The 19,106-nt window shown below is 68.6% G+C and carries 16 protein-coding genes and 1 riboswitch; of the genes, 12 read left to right on the top strand and 4 right to left on the bottom strand.

Annotation, left to right across the window (positions count from 1 at the left end; all coding sequences use genetic code 11):
* Position 1: 1 nt before the first annotated feature.
* The 9 genes from asnB (at position 2) to EV651_RS03475 (ending at position 13,441) form a co-directional block, all read left to right on the top strand.
* Positions 2–1,921: an asparagine synthase (glutamine-hydrolyzing) gene (asnB, locus tag EV651_RS03515; protein ID WP_133781838.1), complete on the top strand. Its 1,920-nt coding sequence runs from the start codon at positions 2–4 to the stop codon at positions 1,919–1,921.
* Between the two features lie 20 nt (positions 1,922–1,941).
* Positions 1,942–4,092 (top strand): bi-domain-containing oxidoreductase, encoded by a 2,151-nt coding sequence (locus EV651_RS03510; protein ID WP_133781836.1) that lies wholly within the window; start codon positions 1,942–1,944, stop codon positions 4,090–4,092.
* Positions 4,089–6,035, top strand: coding sequence for an alginate lyase family protein (locus EV651_RS03505; RefSeq protein WP_202870133.1), 1,947 nt, complete (start codon positions 4,089–4,091; stop codon positions 6,033–6,035). Before EV651_RS03510 ends, EV651_RS03505 begins: the two co-directional genes overlap by 4 nt.
* A 70-nt stretch (positions 6,036–6,105) precedes the next feature.
* Positions 6,106–7,326, top strand: coding sequence for a Wzz/FepE/Etk N-terminal domain-containing protein (locus tag EV651_RS03500; protein ID WP_133781834.1), 1,221 nt, complete (start codon positions 6,106–6,108; stop codon positions 7,324–7,326).
* Entirely contained in the window at positions 7,323–8,981 is a 1,659-nt protein-coding gene (locus EV651_RS03495; protein ID WP_133781832.1) for a hypothetical protein, read from the top strand. Before EV651_RS03500 ends, EV651_RS03495 begins: the two co-directional genes overlap by 4 nt.
* Positions 8,978–10,225, top strand: coding sequence for an O-antigen ligase (locus EV651_RS03490; protein WP_133781830.1), 1,248 nt, complete (start codon positions 8,978–8,980; stop codon positions 10,223–10,225). The genes EV651_RS03495 and EV651_RS03490 overlap by 4 nt, the downstream gene beginning before the upstream one ends.
* Complete coding sequence (locus EV651_RS03485) at positions 10,222–11,424, top strand: glycosyltransferase (RefSeq protein WP_133781828.1); 1,203 nt, start codon at positions 10,222–10,224, stop codon at positions 11,422–11,424. The genes EV651_RS03490 and EV651_RS03485 overlap by 4 nt, the downstream gene beginning before the upstream one ends.
* Before the next feature lie 13 nt (positions 11,425–11,437).
* Positions 11,438–13,090 carry a right-handed parallel beta-helix repeat-containing protein gene (locus EV651_RS03480; RefSeq protein WP_133781826.1) on the top strand — a complete coding sequence of 551 codons (1,653 nt, stop codon included), beginning with the start codon at positions 11,438–11,440 and terminating at the stop codon, positions 13,088–13,090.
* A gap of 3 nt (positions 13,091–13,093) precedes the next feature.
* Entirely contained in the window at positions 13,094–13,441 is a 348-nt protein-coding gene (locus EV651_RS03475; protein WP_133781824.1) for a hypothetical protein, read from the top strand.
* Positions 13,442–13,483: 42 nt separating this feature from the next.
* On the opposite strand, the gene EV651_RS03470 is transcribed toward EV651_RS03475, so the two are convergent.
* The 4 genes from EV651_RS03470 to EV651_RS03455 all read right to left on the bottom strand — a co-directional run bounded on the left by EV651_RS03470 (position 13,484) and on the right by EV651_RS03455 (position 16,944).
* On the bottom strand, positions 13,484–14,053 hold the full coding sequence (locus EV651_RS03470; RefSeq protein ID WP_133781822.1) for an RNA polymerase sigma factor: 570 nt from the start codon (positions 14,051–14,053) through the stop codon (positions 13,484–13,486).
* A 40-nt stretch (positions 14,054–14,093) separates the two neighbouring features.
* Positions 14,094–15,620, bottom strand: coding sequence for a sugar transferase (locus EV651_RS03465; protein WP_238156622.1), 1,527 nt, complete (start codon positions 15,618–15,620; stop codon positions 14,094–14,096).
* A 233-nt stretch (positions 15,621–15,853) separates the two neighbouring features.
* On the bottom strand, positions 15,854–16,129 hold the full coding sequence (locus EV651_RS03460) for a hypothetical protein (protein WP_130380279.1): 276 nt from the start codon (positions 16,127–16,129) through the stop codon (positions 15,854–15,856).
* Positions 16,126–16,944 (bottom strand): PspA/IM30 family protein, encoded by an 819-nt coding sequence (locus tag EV651_RS03455; RefSeq protein ID WP_131462562.1) that lies wholly within the window; start codon positions 16,942–16,944, stop codon positions 16,126–16,128. Before EV651_RS03455 ends, EV651_RS03460 begins: the two co-directional genes overlap by 4 nt.
* A 166-nt stretch (positions 16,945–17,110) precedes the next feature.
* Between EV651_RS03455 and EV651_RS03450 the strand changes: the two genes are divergently transcribed.
* From EV651_RS03450 to EV651_RS03440, 3 genes are read left to right on the top strand one after another with little or no spacing between them, the layout of a single operon-like run.
* Positions 17,111–17,698: a DUF3043 domain-containing protein gene (locus tag EV651_RS03450; RefSeq protein ID WP_133781820.1), complete on the top strand. Its 588-nt coding sequence runs from the start codon at positions 17,111–17,113 to the stop codon at positions 17,696–17,698.
* 20 nt (positions 17,699–17,718) lie between these two features.
* Positions 17,719–18,729: an aldo/keto reductase family protein gene (locus EV651_RS03445; RefSeq protein ID WP_133781818.1), complete on the top strand. Its 1,011-nt coding sequence runs from the start codon at positions 17,719–17,721 to the stop codon at positions 18,727–18,729.
* The gene (locus EV651_RS03440; RefSeq protein ID WP_133781816.1) at positions 18,726–18,935 is read left to right on the top strand and encodes a hypothetical protein; all 210 of its coding nucleotides are present in this window, start codon (positions 18,726–18,728) and stop codon (positions 18,933–18,935) included. Before EV651_RS03445 ends, EV651_RS03440 begins: the two co-directional genes overlap by 4 nt.
* 43 nt (positions 18,936–18,978) lie before the next feature.
* Positions 18,979–19,046, top strand: a riboswitch (cobalamin riboswitch).
* Positions 19,047–19,106: the final 60 nt, after the last annotated feature.

The raw sequence follows: 19,106 nt of genomic DNA, 5'->3' as shown, positions 1-19,106 counted from the left end.
TGTGTGCGGCATCGCCGGCTGCTACCAGCAGCGCGACGGCTTCGCGCTCGCGGAGGCGATGAGCGAGCGGATCGCCCATCGCGGCCCGGACGCCGATCGGCTGTACGTGTTCGACGAGGGCGACGTCCGTGCCTGTCTCGCGCATCGCAGATTGTCGATCATCGACCTGTCGTCGGCCGCGGATCAGCCGTTCAGCAAGCGCGGTCTGACGATGTGCTACAACGGCGAACTCTACAACTACAAGGAACTCCGGGCCGAACTCTCGAAGTCGGGCGTGCACTTCCGGACCAACGGCGACACCGAGGTCGTCCTGGAGGCCTGGCGCCGCTGGGGCCCGGACGCGCTCAAACGTTTCCGCGGCATGTTCGCGTTCGCGATGCTGGACGAGGAAAGCGGCAGCCTGTATCTCGCCCGCGACCCGCTCGGTATCAAGCCGCTGTACTTCCTCCGTCGTGAAGGCGGCGTGATCTTCGCGTCCGAGCTGAAGGCGCTCGTCACGGCGGTCGGCTCCGAGCTGCGCACCGAACCGGGCGCACTGATCGCGTCGATGCTGTACTACTGGCTGCCCGAACAGCGCTGCGCGATCGACGGCGTCGACAAGCTGCCGCCGGGTTCGTGGGCGGAGTTCCGGCCGGACGGCAGCAGCCGGCACGAGACGTACTGGCGGGTGACCGACGTCGCCACCGAGGCCGCGGGCGGTCCCCCCGCCGACCTGCGACACGTCATCGAGGAGTCGGTCGCCGCGCATATGGTCGCCGACGTCCCGGTCTCCACCTTCCTCAGCGGCGGTCTGGATTCCAGCCTGGTGACCGTGCTCGCGAAGCGCATGGACCCGAGTGTCGACTCGTACACGATCACCTTCCGGGCCGAGGACCAGAAGCTCGAAGCGATGCCCGACGACGCGATCTACGCGCGCAAGGTGGCGCAACAGTTCGGGATCGACCTGCACGAGATCGAGATCGCGCCCGATGTCGTCGAGCTGCTTCCGCGGATTGTTGACATTCTGGACGAGCCGATCGGCGACCCGGCCGCGATCAACACGCTGCTGATGTGCGACACCGCACGCGACGCGGGCGTGAAGGTCCTGCTGTCCGGGATGGGCGCCGACGAGCTGTTCGGCGGATACCGCAAGCACCTCGCGTGCGTGATGGGAGCGCCGTACCAGCGGCTCCCCGGCGTACTGCGGAACGGTCTGATCGGCCCGGCGGTACGACGGCTCCCGGTCACCGCGAACGGTCGCGGACTGCGGTACGCGCGCTGGGCAAAGCGGTTCGAGACGTTCTCGAACCTGCCGGAGGAAGAGGCGTTCCGGCGCAGCTACACGATGTACGACGCCGACCAGCTCGCCGGCCTCATCAGCCCCGACCTGGACCCGTACGTCGGGAAGCTGCTCGCCGAGCACAGCGACATCTACCACGACACGACCCTCACTGATCACGTGAACCGGATGTGCCTGGCGGACTCGCGGATGTTCCTGCCGGGCCTGAACCTCGCGTACACGGACCGGTCCAGCATGGCCACGTCGACCGAGGTACGGACGCCATTCGTGGACCCGGTCGTCGCGCGGGCGGCGTTCTCGATCCCGGGAAGCGAAAAGATCCACCGCCGGGTCAGCAAGCTGGCGTTGAAGAAGGCGGCCGAGGCCTGGCTGCCGAAGGAGATCATCTACCGGCCGAAGGCGTCGTTCAGTGCGCCGCTGCGGGCGTGGGTGCGGAACGACCTACGCGAACTGGTGGACGACGTTCTGCTGCGCGGGGAGCTGGTCGGGAGCGGGTTCCTGCGGCAGGCCGCCGTACAGAAGCTGGTCGACGACGAGCGGGCCGGGCGCGAGGACTACTCCAAGCAGATCTGGCAGTTGCTGACCCTGGAGACCTGGACCCGGCACATGCGGTCCCTTGGCGTAACGATCACCTCTCTCTGACATTTTCGCGAAGGACGGCTATGAAGCAGGTTGCGCAGAACTACAAGTCCGGCGAGCTGGCGGTTCTCGACGTACCGCCGCCGGCCTGTGCGCCGGGTGGCGTGCTGGTTCGTTCGCTCTATTCGCTGATCTCCACCGGGACCGAGCTGATGAAGGTCGGCGAGGCGAAGCTGTCCCTGGTCGGCAAGGCGAAGGCCCGGCCGGACCAGGTGCGGAAGGTGCTGGACTCCGTTGCCCAGCAGGGCGCGCTCAACACCTACAAGAAGGTGATGAACAAGCTCGACTCGTACACGCCGCTCGGGTACTCGCTGTGCGGTGTGGTGGTCGAGGTGGGTGCCGGGGCCGAGGAGTTCAGCGTCGGGCAGATGGTCGCCGCGGCGGGGAACGAGTTCGCGCTGCATGCGGAGTACAACTGGGTGCCGTTGAACCTGTGCGTGCCGGTGCCGGACGGCGTGCCGGCCGAGCAGGCCGCGTTCTCCACGGTCGGTGCGATCGCGATGCAGGGCGTGCGGCAGGCCGAGGTCCAGCTCGGCGACACAGCTGTGGTGATCGGGCTCGGGCTCGTCGGGCAGCTGGTTGTGCGGCTGCTGGTTGCCGCCGGGGTCCGCGTGTTCGGGATCGACACGGTCGAGGACCGGTGCCGGATGGCCGAGAAGGCCGGGGCACTGCACTGCTCGTCGCCCGACGAGGCAGGGGTCGCGACGCTCGAGCGAGCGCTGCTGGAGGCGTCGAACGGTCTGGGCGCCGACCGCATCCTGCTGGCCGCCGGCGGTCACTCGAACGGTCCGGTCGAGACGGCCGCTCGCCTGGCCCGCGACCGCGCCCGTGTCGTCGACATCGGCAAGACGAAGCTGGACCTGCCCTGGAACGCGTACTACGACAAGGAGCTGGACGTCCGGTTCTCCCGTTCCTACGGCCCTGGCCGGTACGACGACCGCTACGAGCTCCAAGGCATCGACTACCCGGCCGGCTACGTCCGCTGGACCGAACGCCGCAACCTCGAGTGCTTCGTCGACCTGATCGCCCGCGAACAGATCGACGTCGGTTCGCTGATCGCCAGCACTTTCCCGATCGCGGACGCCACGGAGGTCTACCAGAAGCTCAGCAGCGGCGCCTATCCAGGCGTTGGCTTCCTATTCGAGTACCCCGACGTACCTCAGGCAGCCGCGCCGACGCCGACGACAACCGCGGCACGTCCTGCCGCACCCACGAGTGGTGGAGTGCGGATGGGGTTCATCGGGGCCGGCAACTACGCGTCGAGCATGCTGCTGCCGCATCTGCAGAAGGACGAGCGGGCCGTGCTGGCGCGGGTGGCCACCAACAAGTCGTTGTCGGCGGCCAATGCCCAGCGGCGGTTCGGGTTCGAGGCGGTTTCCACCAGCGCGGACGAGGTGCTGGAAGACGCCAGTCTGGATGCCGTGTTCGTGGTGACCCGGCACAGCTCGCACGCGGAGCTTGCCTGCCGGGCGCTGGAGAGCGGGAAGGCGGTCTTCGTCGAGAAGCCGCTGGCGCTGACCGACGAGGAGCTGGACCGGATCGTCGCCACGGTGGATGCCACCGGCAACGATCGGCTGATGGTCGGGTTCAACCGCCGGTTCGCGCCGTTGCTGACCGATCTCAAGGACCGCTTCGGCTACCCGGGCGGCAGCTTCTCGCTGCGCTACCTGGTGAACGCCGGCAAGCTCGACTCGACCAGCTGGTACCTCGACGCCGGCAAGGAAGGCACCCGGTTCGCCGGTGAAGGCGGCCACTTCATCGACACGCTGACCTGGTGGCTGAACAGTCTCCCGACCGAGGTGTACGCCGTACCCGGACCGGACACCGGCGACGTCGTCGTCACGCTCCGGTTCGGAGGAGGTTCCGTCGGCACGATCAGCTACGTCGGCGGCGGCAACGCGCGCTTCCCGAAGGAGACGATCGACATCACCGGCGCCGGCCGCAACGCCCGGTTCGACAACTTCCAGAGCGCCTCGCTGTGGACCGGACGCAAACCGTCCACCCGCAAGTCCCGCAGTACCGACAAGGGCCAGCGCACCGAACTCGAATGCTTCGTCGCCGCAGTGCAGTCCGGCGGCCCGATGCCGATCCCGTTCGACGCGCTGGTCGCCACCACCCGCGCGACGATCGCCGTCGACCGCAGCCTCGCAAGTGGCAAACCGGAGCACGTGTGAGCCGCCAGCCTCTGGGCTGGTACGTCCGCCGCCTCCGCCGGATGTCCCCCACCGAAATCATCTGGCGAACCCGCGATGCCGGACGCCGTACTGCCTGGGCCTACCAGCACGTCAGGCCCGGGCAGGACGCGGCGATCCACCTTCCACTCCGCAAGGACCTGACCTTCGGTACGACGCTGCCGCCGAGAACCGCGAGCGCCGTACCGGACGACGCCCGGAAGGCCGTGATCGAGACCGCCGACGCGATCCTGGCCGGGAATCTCGAAGTCCTCGGCGTCGAGCGCACCGACCTCGGTGCACCGGACTGGTTCCGCGACCCGGTCACGGGCCGCCGGTCCGACCCGGCGCAGTACGTCTTCAAGCTGAACCACCGCAACGAAGAAGCGGTCGGCAACATCAAGCAGGTGTGGGAGCTGTCCCGTCACCACCACCTCACCCAGCTGGCCGCGGCCTGGTACCTGACCCACGACGACCGGTACGCCGAACGCGTCGCCGACCACCTCAACGACTGGTGGCGGTCGAACCCGTTCCTGTCCGGCGTGCACTGGGCGAGCGGCATCGAGCTCGGCCTGCGTTTGATCAGCTGGACCTGGATCCGCCGGCTGCTGAACGACTGGCCCGAGATCACCGACCTGTTCGAGCACAACGAGTTGGCGCTCCAGCAGATCTACTGGCACCAGCGCTATCTCGCCGCGTTCCGCAGCCACGGCTCCTCGGCCAACAACCATGTGATCGCAGAGGCGGCCGGCCAGCTCGTCGGCGCCTGCGCGTTCCCCTGGTTCACCAAGAGCGCCCGCTGGCGTGCTGATGCCGCAGCCCTGCTGGAGAAGGAACTCGACGCCAACACGTTCCCGTCCGGCGTCAACCGCGAGCTGGCCACCGACTACCACCGCTTCGTCTCCGAGCTCGGTCTGTACGCCGCTCTGGAGGCCGACGTCGCCGGCCATCCGCTGAGTCCGCAGACGTGGGCCCTGCTGACCCGCACCGTCGATGTGGCCGCGGCGATCGTCGACACGACCCTGCGGCCACCACGTCAAGGTGACGACGACGAAGGCATGGCGCTTGTCCTCGACCCACCAGACATCAGCAACTGGTCGGCGTACCTCTCTCTCGGCGCCGCCGTAGTCGGTGCCGCGCCCTGGTGGCCGGACAGCCCTCCGACAGCGACCTCGGTCATCGTCGGATCGCTGGTCAACGCCGGGCAACCAGACCGGCCTGCCGAACGACCGGGCCACTTCCGGGACGCCGGTCTGACCATCCTGAGGAGCCGGACTGGTATCGACGGAGATGAGGGCCGGGAGATCTGGTGCCGTGCGGACGCCGGTCCGCACGGTTTCCTCTCCATCGCCGCGCACGCCCACGCCGACGCGCTCTCGCTCGAGGTGCGCGTCGACGGCGTCGACATCCTCGCCGACCCGGGTACGTACTGCTATCACGGTGAGGAGGAGTGGCGGGACTACTTCCGCTCCACGATCGGCCACAACACCGTCGAGGTAGCGGGTGCCGAGCAGTCCACCTGGGGCGGCCCGTTCCTCTGGCTGCGCGGCGCGACCGGCACAGTGCGCCGGCACGACGAGAACAGCTGGGATGCCGAACACGACGGCTACGCTCCCGTGACGCACCGGCGCACCGTCACCCTGCACGACGGAGTGCTCCGCGTCGAGGACCGCCTCGACGCGACCGCCGACGTACGGATCGCCTGGCATCTGGGACCGGAAGTCGAGCTGAACCAGTCGAGCTGGCAGCTGCAGTGGCCCGACGGCTCGGCGGTCGTCGAACTGCCGCACGGACTCACCTGGACGGCACACCGCGGTAGCGACGATCCGTTGCTCGGATGGTACTCACCGCGATTCGGCCACAAGGTCCCGACCACCACCTTGATCGGCGAAGGCACGCTCACCGCGGACTCCCCCGCGACCAGCACGTTCCGCTTCCGCTCCTGATCGTGTATCAGCACCCGGTCGCGCCACTCTATTAGTTCATACGGACCGACGTTCGCCTGGAGGGGGCCCCGTGAGCGCGCAGCAGCTGGACGTGAAGAAATCCTGGCAGGCAATTCGCAGACACCGCCTGATCGTGGCCGCAGTGGCGGCAATCGGCCTGCTCGGCGGCGTCGCCTACGGGCTCGTCGCTCCGGCGATGCACACCGCCACCTCGCTCGTCGTACTGCCTCCGCCGCCGGCGACCGACGCCGAGAAGGCTGCGGGCAGCGGTGCGCAGAGCATCGACACCCAGGTCTTCATCGCAGAGAGCGAACCGGTGCTCAACAGCGCCGGCCAGAACCTGACGCCCGCTCTGCCCGCCGAAGAGGTCCGGAACCGCGTCAAGGTCACCGCCGTCACTCAGGACGTCATCAAGATCGACGCCAAAGGGACCACCGCACAACAGTCGATGAGGCTGGCCAACGCCGTCGCCGAGGTCTACCTGGTCTTCATCACCACCGACGAGAAACTGCCTGGTGACCTCGGGAAGAAGACGGGGGCACGGGTCCTGGAGCAAGCAAGCACAGCGCGGGGCGGAAATGTCTTGGTCCATCTCGGCATCCTCGGCCTCCTCGGTGCCCTGATCGGCTCCGTGATCGGCTCGATCGGCGTCCTGGCGAAGGTCCGCGGTGACCGGCGGCTGCGGCTGCGCGACGAGATCGCGGACGCGGTCGGCCTGCCGGTGCTGGCCTCGGTCTCGTCGTACCAGGCGACCGACGTCTCCGACTGGGCCTACCTGCTCGAGCATTATTCGCCGACCGCCGTCGAGGCCTGGAGTCTGCGCAAGACCCTGCACCACCTCGGACTTGACGTCCGCGGTGGCGGACCGGTCTCGCTGACCGTCCTGTCTTTCGCCGGCGACGACAAGGCACTTCCGCTCGGCCCCCAGCTGGCAGCGCTCGCCGCCTCGATCGGGATCCCGGCATCGATCGTGGTGGACGCCCACCGCGAGACGCGGGGCGACGACGCGCTGACCATCCACCTCGTCGTCGTCGACCGGGACGCACCGCATCTGGGCGGTTCCGAACCCACCACGAACACGATCATCGCGCTCTCGGCCGGCACCGTGACGGCGGAGGAACTCGCCCGCCTGGCGGTCGCGGCCGCGGCCGCGGACCGGAGCATCGACGGCCTGGTCGTCACTGATCCGGACCCTGCAGACCGCACCATCGGCCGCGTCTCGCAGTCGATGCGTCGCTCGAGCTCGCGCCTGCCCACGCTGCTCACCGGTACCGCGAGGAGAACCAAGTGAGCAACCAACCGTACAACGACACCGCCGTCCGGGAACCGGTCTGGACCGACGACGACGGCCTGTTCGACGACGAGCGGTCGGCGTCCTTCCCTCCCGACGCGCTGGTCACCTTTCGCTTCATCCGCGACGCCGTGCGCCGGCACCTGCGCCTGTGGCTGATCCTCGGTCTGATCGGACTGGCAGGCGGCCTGGCGTCGACCGTCGTGCTGCCCGCACCGAGCACATCGCAGACCAGGCTGCTGATCACCCATCGCGACGGTGAGGACCCGACCAAGGCGATGGCCACCGACGTCAGCCTGGCCACCACGCACACCGTGGCGCAGCGCGTGATCGATCTGCTCAAGCTGCCGGTGAGCCCGGACGACCTGCTCAAGGAATACACCGCTGTCGCCACGACCGACCGGATTCTCGAGATCACGGCCAGCGCGAAGACCGACGACGAGTCGAGCAAGCTCGCGACGATGATCGCGCAGGCGTACCTGGTGTACCGCAAGGAGCAGATCGCCCTGCAGATCACGCCGCTGCGGCGGGATCTGACCTCGGCCCAGAACGACCTCGCGATGGCCGAACAGGCGGTCCGCGCGGCCGGCGACGACCCGGACGACATGAAACGGCCGAACAGCCCGGCCGGCGCCCGGCTGAGTGCTGCACGGGACCGGTACACCTACATCCGGCAGCAGGTGCTCGACCAGCAGGTCCAGGCGTCCCGGATGAACAGCAGCCGGGTTCTCGACGTGGCCGGGCCGGTACCCGTATCGGCCAAGAAGACGATCGTGATCAACGCCGCCACCGGACTCATCGCGGGGCTGTTCCTCGGCATCGGCTTCGTCGTGGTGCGCGCCCTGGTCTCGGACCGGTTGTGGAAGCGCCAGGACATCGCGCACGCGCTCGGCGCAAGGGTCCGGTTGAGCACCGCCCGGCCGCCGCGCTGGCGCCTGCTGCCGGTACCGCGCTTCCACCGAAAGGCACAGCAGCGCAGTCCCGAGACGCGAATGATCATCCAGCACCTCGACCACCGCATCTCCTGGGGCGAGCGGCCGACCCCCGCCCTCGTGGTGGTCGGCGTCGACGACCTGCACACGTCAGCACTCGCCGTGGCGTCGCTGGCCGTCTCGCTCGCCGAGGACGGCAAGCACGTGCTGGTCGCCGACCTCACCGAGTCGGGCAGGCTCGCCCGCCTGCTCGGGGTCAAGCTCCCCGGCACCCACGAATCTCGCTTCAGCGAGCCGGGGCGACGCATCGACGTGCACCTGGCCGACCCGGGCGACGGCCCCGCCGAAGGCGCCCACCTGCGGATCGCAGACGGCACCCGCCCGGCGAACTCAGGCACCTCGGGCCGATCGGTCAACGCGGGCAATGTGGCGCTCGAAGCGTCCTGGGAGGTGGCCGACGTGGTCCTCACCCTGGCCACCCTGACGCCGGAGCTGGGCGCGGACCACCTGGCCTCCTGGGCCTCGCGGGCCGCCGTCGTCGTGACCGCGGGACGTTCGACCACGACGAAGATCCAGGCGACCGGCGAGATGCTCCGGATGGCCGGACTCGACATCGCGACCGCGATCGTCCTCCGTCCGGACCGGACCGACGAAGGTGTCGGCGTCGCCGAGGCCGAAGCCGGCCGGACCCGGTCGGTCGACATGGAGATGTTCGGCCGATGACCACGATCGCTGTCCGGATCGGCAACCACCTGACGACTCGGCTCGGTGCGCGCCCGACCCGGCGGGTCGTCACACCCGAGGTCCGCCGACGCCGTCGGGTTCAGCTGACCTGGGCGTTGCTGGTGCTGAACGTCATGACGTTCTTCCCCGGTGCGCCGCATGTGCTGCCGATTCCGGGATCGGTCGGCAAGCTGATCGCGCAGGGGGCGCTCGTCGGCGCGCTGACCGTGGTGCTGACCGTGAACCGGCCGGTCCGGGTCCGGCCGAGCGTGTACGTCGTCCTGCTGATGACGCTGGCCGTCGAGGGACTGCTGGCCAGTGTCCGCGCCGAGTTCCTGCTCGGTGCACTGTTCCGGGCCGGCCGGCTCTGCGGGTTCGCGCTGGTGCTCTGGCTGCTGACGCCGTGGTGGACGCGCCGCGACCTGCTACTCGTGCGGACGCATCTCCTGGTTCTGTGGAGCATCGTCGCGTCGGTTGTCGTCGGACTGCTCGTGGCGCCCGGCTTGGCGATGACCGAGGGCCGCCTCGGCGGCACACTCTGGCCGATCCCGCCGACCCAGGTCGGGCACTACTCGGCGGTCGCCATCGGAGTCACGATCGTCTTGTGGATGTCGGGCCTGCTCCGGCGGGGAGCGGCGCTCACCAGCGTCCTGGTCTGCGTTCCGGTGTTGCTCCTGACCCACACCCGGACCGCACTGATCGCGATGGTCGCCGGTGTGACGATCGCCGGGCTGAGCTTGTTCACCGCTCGTTCGCGGGTTCGCAAGGCGTTCGCGATCGGCCTGGCCGTGTTCACCCTCGGCGCGCTCACACTGAGCTCGGTTGTCACGACCTGGCTCGCCCGCGGCCAGGACACCCAGGAGCTCGGCGCGCTGACCGGGCGGAAGGCGGTCTGGGACGCCATCCTGGCCCAGCCGCGCTCGACGTTCGAGACCCTGTTCGGGTTCGGCCTGTCGAACAAGTCGTTCAACGGTCTGCCCATCGACAGCAACTGGCTCGGTACCTACTACGACGTCGGACTGGTCGGCTGCGCGATCACGATCATGCTCGTGCTGTTCGTGCTGACCGCGGCGTGGTTCCGGCCACAGGGACCGCAACGGGCGCTCGCGCTCTTCCTGGTCGCGTACTGCGTCGTCGCCTCGTTCACCGAGAGTGGGCTCAGTGAGGCGTCACCGTACCTGCTGGAACTGACGCTCGCCGCCTCGCTGGTGTACTCCTCCGCCGTACGTGAAGGACCGCGATGAAGATCCTGATAGTGCACAACAGGTACCGGTCGACCGCGCCCAGCGGCGAGAATCGGGTCGTCGACCAGGAGAGCGAGGCCCTCGCCGCGGCCGGCCACAGCGTCAGGCACTTCGAACGCCACAGCGACGACATCGAGGACTGGCCGACGCTCAAGAAGGCGACCCTTCCGGGCCGCGTGGTGTGGAGCCGCGCCAGCCGTCACGATCTCGCCCAGGAACTGGCCCGGCACCGGCCGGACGTCGTGCACATCCACAACACCTTCCCGTTGCTGAGTCCCTCGGTGCTGTACGCCTGCCGGCTGGCCGGGGTGCCGGCAGTGATCACCCTGCACAATTACAAGCTGCTGTGCGCCAGCGGTGACTTCTTCCGCGACGGAAGGGTCTGCCACGACTGCGCCGGCGGCAACCCCGCCAGTGGCCTGCTGCACCGCTGCTACCGCGGATCCGCACCCGCCACCGCGACCACGGTGCTGAACACCCGCGGTCACCGAGGCAGCTGGCGGCACCTGGTGTCCGCCTACATCTTCATCTCCGAGTCTCAGCGTCAACTGATGTCCGGCATGGACTTCGACCCCGAGCGGACGTTCGTCAAGCACAACATCGTGCCGTACGACGGACCCGTCGGCGGGACGCGGCAACGGCAGGTGACCTACGTCGGCCGGCTCGACGCAGCCAAGGGCGCTCCGCTGCTGATGAAGGCCTGGGACGCATACCGCGCGATCGGCGGTGACGACGCTCTGCGGCTGGTCATCGCCGGTGGCGGACCGATGCTCGACGAGGTGAGCGCCTGGGCCGCCGAACGCCCGTCCGTCGAGCTGCGCGGCTTGATGAGCAAGCCGGAGGTGTTCACGCTGATCGGCGAGTCCCGCGCCGTCGTCCTGCCGTCGGAGTGGGAGGAGACCTTCGGGCTGGTGGTCGTCGAAGCGATGGCGGTCGGTGTGCCGCCGTTGGCCTCCGGCCACGGATCCTTCCCCGACCTGATCACCGACGGCGTCGACGGGACACTGTTCGAGGCCGGGCGGCCCGAAGCCCTGGCCAAGGCACTCGGGGACGTCGACTCGGACCCGGACAGGTACGCCGAACTCGGCCGGCAGGCCCGCAAGACCTACGAGAACCACCATCAGATCGACCACAATGTCGAGCAGTTGCTCGACATCTACCGCTTCGCGGTAGACCACCCGGTCGCCGCCCGCCGCTGACGTCGAGGACCCCATGCCCCACGAAGGAACTGACGCCGAGGTCGGCGGACCGCCCCCGCGGCCTGCTGTCACCCGAGCCTTGTGGTACCACCGCCCCGCCGTCCGCGGCGGGGTCGCGCTGGTCGCTGTCGCCACGCTGGCTGCGATCGGTATCTCCGCGTTCCGCGACGATGCCACGCGACGCGACGGCGCGGCGAGCGCGTCCTCGTCCCCTGCCATCACCGACACCCCGGTGAAGGCGCCGGTGACACCCCCAGCCAGGATCTGCGGCAACGCCAAGGCCTTGGCGGGCCCGGCCACCGCTCCGGCAGGTGCGGTCGTGGTCGGCACCGGCGACAACCTCAACCAGGTCACACAGTCGAAGCCCGCCGGTACTACCTTCTGGCTGGCGCCGGGAACGCACCGGCTCGGCAGCGCTGCCTTCGCCCAGGTGATCCCGAAGGACGGCAACACCTATGTCGGCGCGCCGGGCGCGGTGCTGGACGGCGGCCGCCTGAACCGGTACGCGTTCACCGGCTACGCCACCGCCGTCACGGTGAAGAACCTGACCATCCAGAACTTCGGTCCGGTGCGGACCAACAACGACGAAGGCGTCGTGAACCACGACGCGGCCCGCCGCTGGTCGGTGGTCGGCAACACGATCCGCGACAACGCCGGCGCCGGCGTGATGGTCGGCGACCACAATGTTGTCCGCGGCAACTGTCTGCTCGGCAACGGCCAGTACGGCTTCAACGCCTACAACCCCGGCAAGCTCGCCGGTATCACGATCCAGGGCAATGAGATCGCCGGCAACAACACCGACAACTGGGAGGCGCTCAAGCGCGGCTGCGGGTGCAGCGGTGGCGGCAAGTTCTGGGAGGTGACCGGAGCCGTCGTCCGCGACAACTGGGTGCACGACAACCGCAGCGCCGGTCTCTGGGCCGACACGAACAACACCGGATTCGTCATCGAGGGCAACTACATCTCCGGCAACCTCGCCGAGGGCCTGGTCTACGAGACCAGCTACAACGCCGGCATCCGCGGGAACACCTTCGCGCGCAACGGGTTGGGCAAAGGGCCGGGCAACCGCGGTTTCCCGACACCGGCGCTGTACATCTCGGAGTCCGGCAGCGATTCGCGGATCCCCGGCGTGTTCAACCAGACCTTCGAGATCAGTAAGAACGTCTTCATCGACAACTGGGCCGGCGTGATCCTCTGGGAGAACGCCGACCGGTTCGCCGGCTCGGCCGCGAACACCAGCACGGGTGTTGGCACGCTGGTGAATCCGTCGGTGGTGAACGCCAAGACCTGCAGCCAGAACACCATCCAGAACCAGCCCTACCTGAGCGACTGCAGGTGGAAGACGCAGAACGTCCGGGTGCACGACAACCTCTTCAGCCTCGCACCGGACAAGGTGTCCGCGACGTGCGGGTTCAGCACCGGCTGCGGTTACAACGGACTGTTCTCGAACTGGGGCACGTTCCCGACCTGGTCGCCGTACCAGAAGTCCACCGTGCAGGACGCGATCACGTACCACCAGGGCAACCGGTTCTTCAACAACACCTATGCCGGTCCGTGGAGCTTCATCGTGCACGGGCAGGGCAACCGGGTGAACTGGGCATCCTGGCAAGGAGCGCCGTACGGACAGGACCAGAACAGCGTCGTCAAGGTGCTCGGGGAGCGGTGAGTGATGACCCTGCCTGAGGAGCGGCCCGCCGGCGAGCAGATCGCACTGTTCCGCTCAGCGGGATACGCCGCGTTCGGCCGGCACGAGCGCGACCTCGACGTCCTCGATCTGATCTTCGACAGCATCATCGACAACCCGGGAGTCGACGACGTACGGCGGCTGCGGTTCGCCGGCCATGGGGTGACCCTGGACGTCACGCGCACCGCGCTGGACGTGGAACTGTGGGTCTTCCCGGCCGGGCCGGTGGTGATCGAGTCCCGCGGCGACGAGCTGAGCGGGCTGGTGAGCTTTCTGTTGCGGTGGCCCGGTGGCGCGCAAAGGCCGGTCCGGACCGCCTGGGTCATGCTCTGACCAGAGCACGATCGGTGGCGGCCCGGACCGGGGCCTGCTGCCTCAGGAGGCAAGCAGCAGTCTGAGTTTCTCCAGGCAACGGCCGCGGATCGGGCCGATGCTGCCGATCGGGATCCCGATCGTCGCGGAGATTTCGGCGTACGGCGCCGGCGGGTCGGACATCAGCATGCCGAGCAGCTGCTGCCAGCGGTCCGGCAGCTTCTCGAGTGCCCGCCGTACGTCGTCCGCCCGTTCGCCGGCGATCAGGTCGGAGTCCAGCTCCGGCTGGTCACCGGCGACGTCCTCGAACGCCGTGGCCTCGTAGGTCAGCAGCACGCGCTTGCGGAACGCCAGTACCCGCAGGCATTCCCGGCGAGTGGTGACGACCAGCCAGGCGCCGACCCGTTCGGGATCGACGCGATTGATGTGCTCGAGCAACCGCAGCCAGACCACCTGCGAGACGTCAGCGGCGTCGCTGTCGCCCAGCCGGAAGCTGCGGGTGACGGCCCAGACGAGCCGCGCATAGTGATCGACCAGCTGACTCCAGGCACCCTGGTCCCCCGCCGCGGCCCTGACCACCAGGGTCCCTGCCTCGGATCGGGCAACGGCCGATCGTTCCATTACTACAGTCACGGATTCCCCCCTCGGGAACACAAACACCGCTCAACACCACTCAGTACGCGCCGTCGCTCCCCAGCACGGCACGTGCGGTCTTCCACAGAATCAGAAGGTCCAGCGCGATCGACCAGTTGTCGGCGTACCGCAGGTCGAGCCGCATGGACTCCTCCCAGGTCAGGTCACTGCGTCCGCTGACCTGCCACAGGCCGGTCAGGCCCGGCTTCACGAGCATCCGCCGCGCGTCGTCGATCGCGTACTGCGCGACCTCGGCGGGCAACGGCGGACGCGGGCCGACCAGTGACATGTCCCCCCGGAGCACGTTCACCAGTTGCGGCAGCTCGTCGATCGAGAACCGTCGCAGGTACCGCCCGACCCTGGTCACCCGCGGGTCGTCGCGGAGCTTGAACAGGACCCCGTTGCCCTCGTTCAGCGCGTGCAGCTCGGCCTTGCGTGCCTCGGCGTCGGCCACCATCGTGCGGAACTTCAGCATCTGGAACTGCTTGCCGCCGCGGCCGACCCGGGTCTGCCGGAACAGCACCGGCCCGCGGCTGGTGAGTTTCACCAGGATCGCGGTGACCAGCAGGATCGGCGCGACGCCGAGCAGCATCAGGCACCCGACCACCCGGTCGAAGATGCTCTTCAGCAGGTGCGGTCCGCCGGAGACCGACGGCCGCTCCAGGTGCAGCAGCGACAGGCCGGCGACCGGCCGGATCGAGATCCGCGGACCGGCGACCTCGACGATGCCCGGCGAGACGATCAGCTCGACACCGCGCTGCTCGAGTGCCCAGGACAGCTTCCGCAGCGTGTGTCCGGCCAGTTCGGGGTCGGCGGCCACGGCCACGACCTCGACGGTGTACTGGTCGACCGCGGCCAGGATGTCCATCTCGGTCCGGCCCAGGCGCTCCGGTTCCGGCTCCTCGAAGGCGTCGCCACGCGGCAGGCAGCTGGCCACCACGACGTACCCGTCGGCCGGCCGTTCTTCCAGGTGCCGCTTCAGCGTGGTCACCTGGTCGTTGCGTCCGACAACCAGTACCCGGCGCATGCACCGGCCGGCGAACCGCCGCCAGGAGATCTGCCGGTGCAGCATCCAGCGGCCGACCATGGCCGCCGCACACGTCATCGGCACCGCCAGCACGACGAACCCTCGAGCAACCTCGCTCTTGGTCGCGTACGACGAGATCGCCACGATGGCGGTCAGGGCCACCGCGGCCCGGATGATCGAGCGGAACTCCTCCGGCCCGGTGCCGAAGTACCGGGTCTCGTAGCCGCGTTGCAGTGCTACACAGGCCACCCAGGCGACCGGCAGCAGCACCCCCAGCACGACGTATCCAAGGTTGATCTGAGCCCCGAACCGGGCCACCAGGGCCAGCGCGGCGCCGATCCCCCCGGCGCCGAGATCAGCCGCCAGCGACGCCCGCCGGTACTTCGCCACCCAGCGCGCCTCGGTGTACCGGGCGGAGCGCGGCAGCACAGCCGGCACCGTGTCCGGAACCACCCAGACCGGCCGACGCCGGTCCCCCGACGGCGCCGGCCGCAAATCAGCTGGTTCGGCGAGTCCTTCAGACATGACGAATTCGGTCACGTACAGCCACCCCCCACAGGTGTACAGCGAAACCCGTGACCAACCCCCACCCCGTCACGGACCTCGTCCATCGCCGCCCCCACAACGGCGTGAACCAGACAGTACTACGCGAATGCCGCCTGGAACAGCACTGATGACGAGTGTTTACCCCCGCGCAATCGCCGTACCGGAAAAAGACCCCCGGGACCAGTTTTCGGTCCCAGGGGTCTCGAAACAGTAGCTACTGTAAGTGATCAGCCGGCGATCAAGCCGTCGCCGCTGATCAGTTCACGCATCTCGGCGAGCGAGCTGTCCGACGGGGGCAGGATGGCGTCGGAGTCGTGCAGCTCGTTGTCCGGAACCTGCTCGCCGGAGCGGACGAAGTCCAGCAGCGCGGCGAACGCGGTCTGGTACGCCGTCTCGTCGCCGGACGACACCGCCTTCTCCAGGTCGCCGTCCACCGCGTTGAGCGCGTCCAGCTTGTCGTCGGCCAGTCGCCACTGGCCTTCACCCATGATGCGAACGATCACCGAACATCTCCGTCCTGAGGTCGCGCCGGCTCGGCTGCCGGCTGCTGCACTGGCTGGGCGGACTGCGGCTGGGCCTGAGCGGCCCCCTCACCGGAGAGCTCCTTCGGCGCACCGCCGCCGGCCAGCTGGGCCTTCATGGCGGCCAGCTCGTTCTCCACGTCGGAGCCGGACGACATCCGGTCCAGCTCCAGGGTGATGTTGTCCTTCACGGTGCCGCTCGCGTCGTCGAGCGCGCCGGAGGCGAGCAGCTCGTCGATCGCGCCGGCCCGGGCCTGCATCTGCTGGGTCTTGTCCTCGGCGCGCTGGACTGCGAGACCGACGTCGCTCATCTCCTCGGAGATGCCGGAGAAGGCCTCGTTGATCCGGGTCTGCGCCTCGGCCGCGGTGTAGGTGGCCTTGATGGTCTCCTTGCGGGTCCGGAACGACTCGACCTTGGCCTGCAGCCGCTGGGAGGCCAGCGTCAGCTTCTCCTCCTCACCCTGCAGCTGGGCGTGCTGGGTGGTCAGGTCGTCGATCTGGCCCTGGAGACCGGACTTGCGGGTCAGGGCCTCGCGGGCCAGGTCCTCGCGGCCCATCGAGAGCGCCTTCTGCGCCTGCTCCTGCAGCTTGGCCGACTGGGACTGCAGCTGTGACGCCTGCAGCTCCACCCGCTTCCGGCTGGTGGCCACGTCGGCCACACCCCGCCGTACCTTCTGCAGCAGCTCGAGCTGCTTCTGATACGAGTAGTCAAGGGTTTCGCGAGGATCCTCGGCCTTGTCCAGGGCGGAGTTCGCCTTGGCCTTGAAGATCGTCGACATCCGCTTGAAGATGCTCATCGATATCCGTACCCCTTCTGTGCCGGACTGACGACCCGGCGTGCGTGCCTTCCACCCTATGTCCCACCGGGTCACCACACCATCAGGACCGGCCCGGATAAAGTAGGAGGAAGGTCCGGGGACCACCCCGAGTCGCGACCTGCCCTGCGAATGAGGTTCTGACCCCGTGTTCCGTCGTACCAAGTCTGAGACAGATACCACCGTACCTGCCGAACCCCAGGGCAAGCCGGGCGGCAAGGGCCGTCCGACGCCGAGCCGCAAGGAAGCAGAAGCCGCCCGCAAGGCCGCGTTCAAGAAGCCGCGCAACCGCAAGGAGGCCTCGGCGATCCGGCGGGAGAAGGTCCGGACCGAGCGCGCCAAGATGCAGACGGCGATGCAGACCGGCGACGACCGGTACCTGCCGGCCGCCGACAAGGGCCCGGTACGGCGCTTCGCCCGCGACTACGTCGACGCGCGCTACTCGGTGATGGAGTTCGCGCTGCCGGTCCTCCTGGTGGTGTCGCTGATCGGCGTCGTGTTCTCGCCGCAGTTCCCGTGGCTGGCCGGGATGGTGAACCTGCTGTTCCTGTTCATGATCCTGCTGATCGCGGCGGACTGGTTCCTGCTCACCTCCGGGCTGAAGAAGCAGGTGGGGATCAAGTTCCCGAAGGAGTCCACCAAGGGGATCGGGTTCTACGCGGTCCGGCGGACCATGCAGATGCGCCGCTGGCGGCTGCCGAAGCCGATGGTCAAGCGCGGCGAGAAGCCTTCCTGAGCGAGCGGTAGGGTCGGACCATGGACTTCCGGTATCTGGGTAACAGTGGTCTCAAGGTCAGCGAGATCTCGTACGGCAACTGGCTGACGCACGGCTCCCAGGTGGAGAACGAGCAGGCCAAGGCCTGCGTGCGGGCGGCCCTGGAGGCCGGCATCACGACGTTCGACACCGCCGACGTGTACGCGAACACCAAGGCCGAGTCGGTGCTCGGCGAGGCGTTGGCCGGTGAGCGCCGCGAGTCGCTGGAGATCTTCACCAAGGTGTACTGGCCGACCGGTCCGGGCGGGCCGAACGACACCGGCCTGTCCCGCAAGCACATCCACGAGTCGATCAACGGGTCGCTGAAGCGCCTCGGCACCGACTACGTCGACCTGTACCAGGCGCACCGGTTCGACACCGAGACGCCGCTCGAGGAGACGATGGAGGCGTTCGCCGACGTCGTCCGGCAGGGCAAGGCGCTGTACATCGGCGTGTCGGAGTGGACCGCGGAGCAGTTGCAGGAGGGCCACCGGCTGGCCCGTGAGCTGCGCATCCCGTTCGTCTCGAACCAGCCGCAGTACAGCATGCTGTGGCGGGTGATCGAGGCCGAGGTGGTGCCGGCGTCGGAGGAGCTCGGCATCGGCCAGGTCGTGTTCTCGCCGATCGCGCAGGGCGTGCTCACCGGCAAGTACCTGCCCGGTCAGCAGCCGCCGGAGGGTTCCCGGGCGACCGACGCCAACGGGTCGAACTTCATCAAGCGGTTCCTCACCGACGACGTACTCACCCGGGTCCAGGAGCTGAAGCCGCTCGCCGAGGAAGCGGACCTCTCGCTGTCCCAGCTCGCGATCGCGTGGGTGCTGCAGAACAGCAACGTCTCGTCGGCCATCATCGGCGCCTCCCGGCCCGAGCAGGTCACCGAGAACGTGAAGGCCTCCGGCGTCACGCTGGACGAGGGTCTGCTGAAGCGGATCGACGAGGTGCTCGGCCACATCGTCGAGAACGACCCGGCCAAGACCGCGCAGAACGCCCCGCAGAAGCGGCCGAACTCGTGAGCTGGAGCTGGCGGTTCGAGACCGCGACCGGTGCGCTCGTCGATCCCGGTGAGGTCGGCGGGGCCGACTTCTCGGCGCAGGGTGACGCGGAGAGCTGGCTGGGCGAGGTCTGGCGGGACCTGGCCGAGCGTGGCGTCGGTCAGGTGTACCTGCTGGAGGACGGCCGCGAGGTCTACGGGCCGATGAGCCTGTCTTCCGCCGAATGACCGCAGAGTAAGCTTCGGTTCGAACCACACGCCTGCGTCACAGGGAAGCCGGTCCAAGTCCGGCGCTGACCCGCAACCGTAGGCCACCTGACAGGTGGCAAGCCGGAACACTGTGACGCAGGCGGTCAGGCTCGACTACCCGCCGTGGTCCGCGGGTGGAGCCCCTACCCT

Source organism: Kribbella sp. VKM Ac-2571 (assembly GCF_004362255.1).
GTDB lineage: Bacteria > Actinomycetota > Actinomycetes > Propionibacteriales > Kribbellaceae > Kribbella > Kribbella pratensis.
This window is presented reverse-complemented; position numbering and strand designations above follow the sequence as displayed.

Bases quoted from the DNA above. Each gene is read 5' to 3' on its own strand.
- EV651_RS03510 (WP_133781836.1), top strand. From the start codon at position 1,942: ATGAAGCAGGTTGCGCAGAACTACAAGTCCGGCGAGCTGGCGGTTCTC.
- EV651_RS03490 (WP_133781830.1), top strand. From the start codon at position 8,978: ATGACCACGATCGCTGTCCGGATCGGCAACCACCTGACGACTCGGCTC.
- EV651_RS03485 (WP_133781828.1), top strand. From the start codon at position 10,222: ATGAAGATCCTGATAGTGCACAACAGGTACCGGTCGACCGCGCCCAGC.
- EV651_RS03480 (WP_133781826.1), top strand. From the start codon at position 11,438: ATGCCCCACGAAGGAACTGACGCCGAGGTCGGCGGACCGCCCCCGCGG.
- EV651_RS03475 (WP_133781824.1), top strand. From the start codon at position 13,094: ATGACCCTGCCTGAGGAGCGGCCCGCCGGCGAGCAGATCGCACTGTTC.
- EV651_RS03455 (WP_131462562.1), bottom strand. From the start codon at position 16,944: ATGAGCATCTTCAAGCGGATGTCGACGATCTTCAAGGCCAAGGCGAAC.
- EV651_RS03445 (WP_133781818.1), top strand. From the start codon at position 17,719: ATGGACTTCCGGTATCTGGGTAACAGTGGTCTCAAGGTCAGCGAGATC.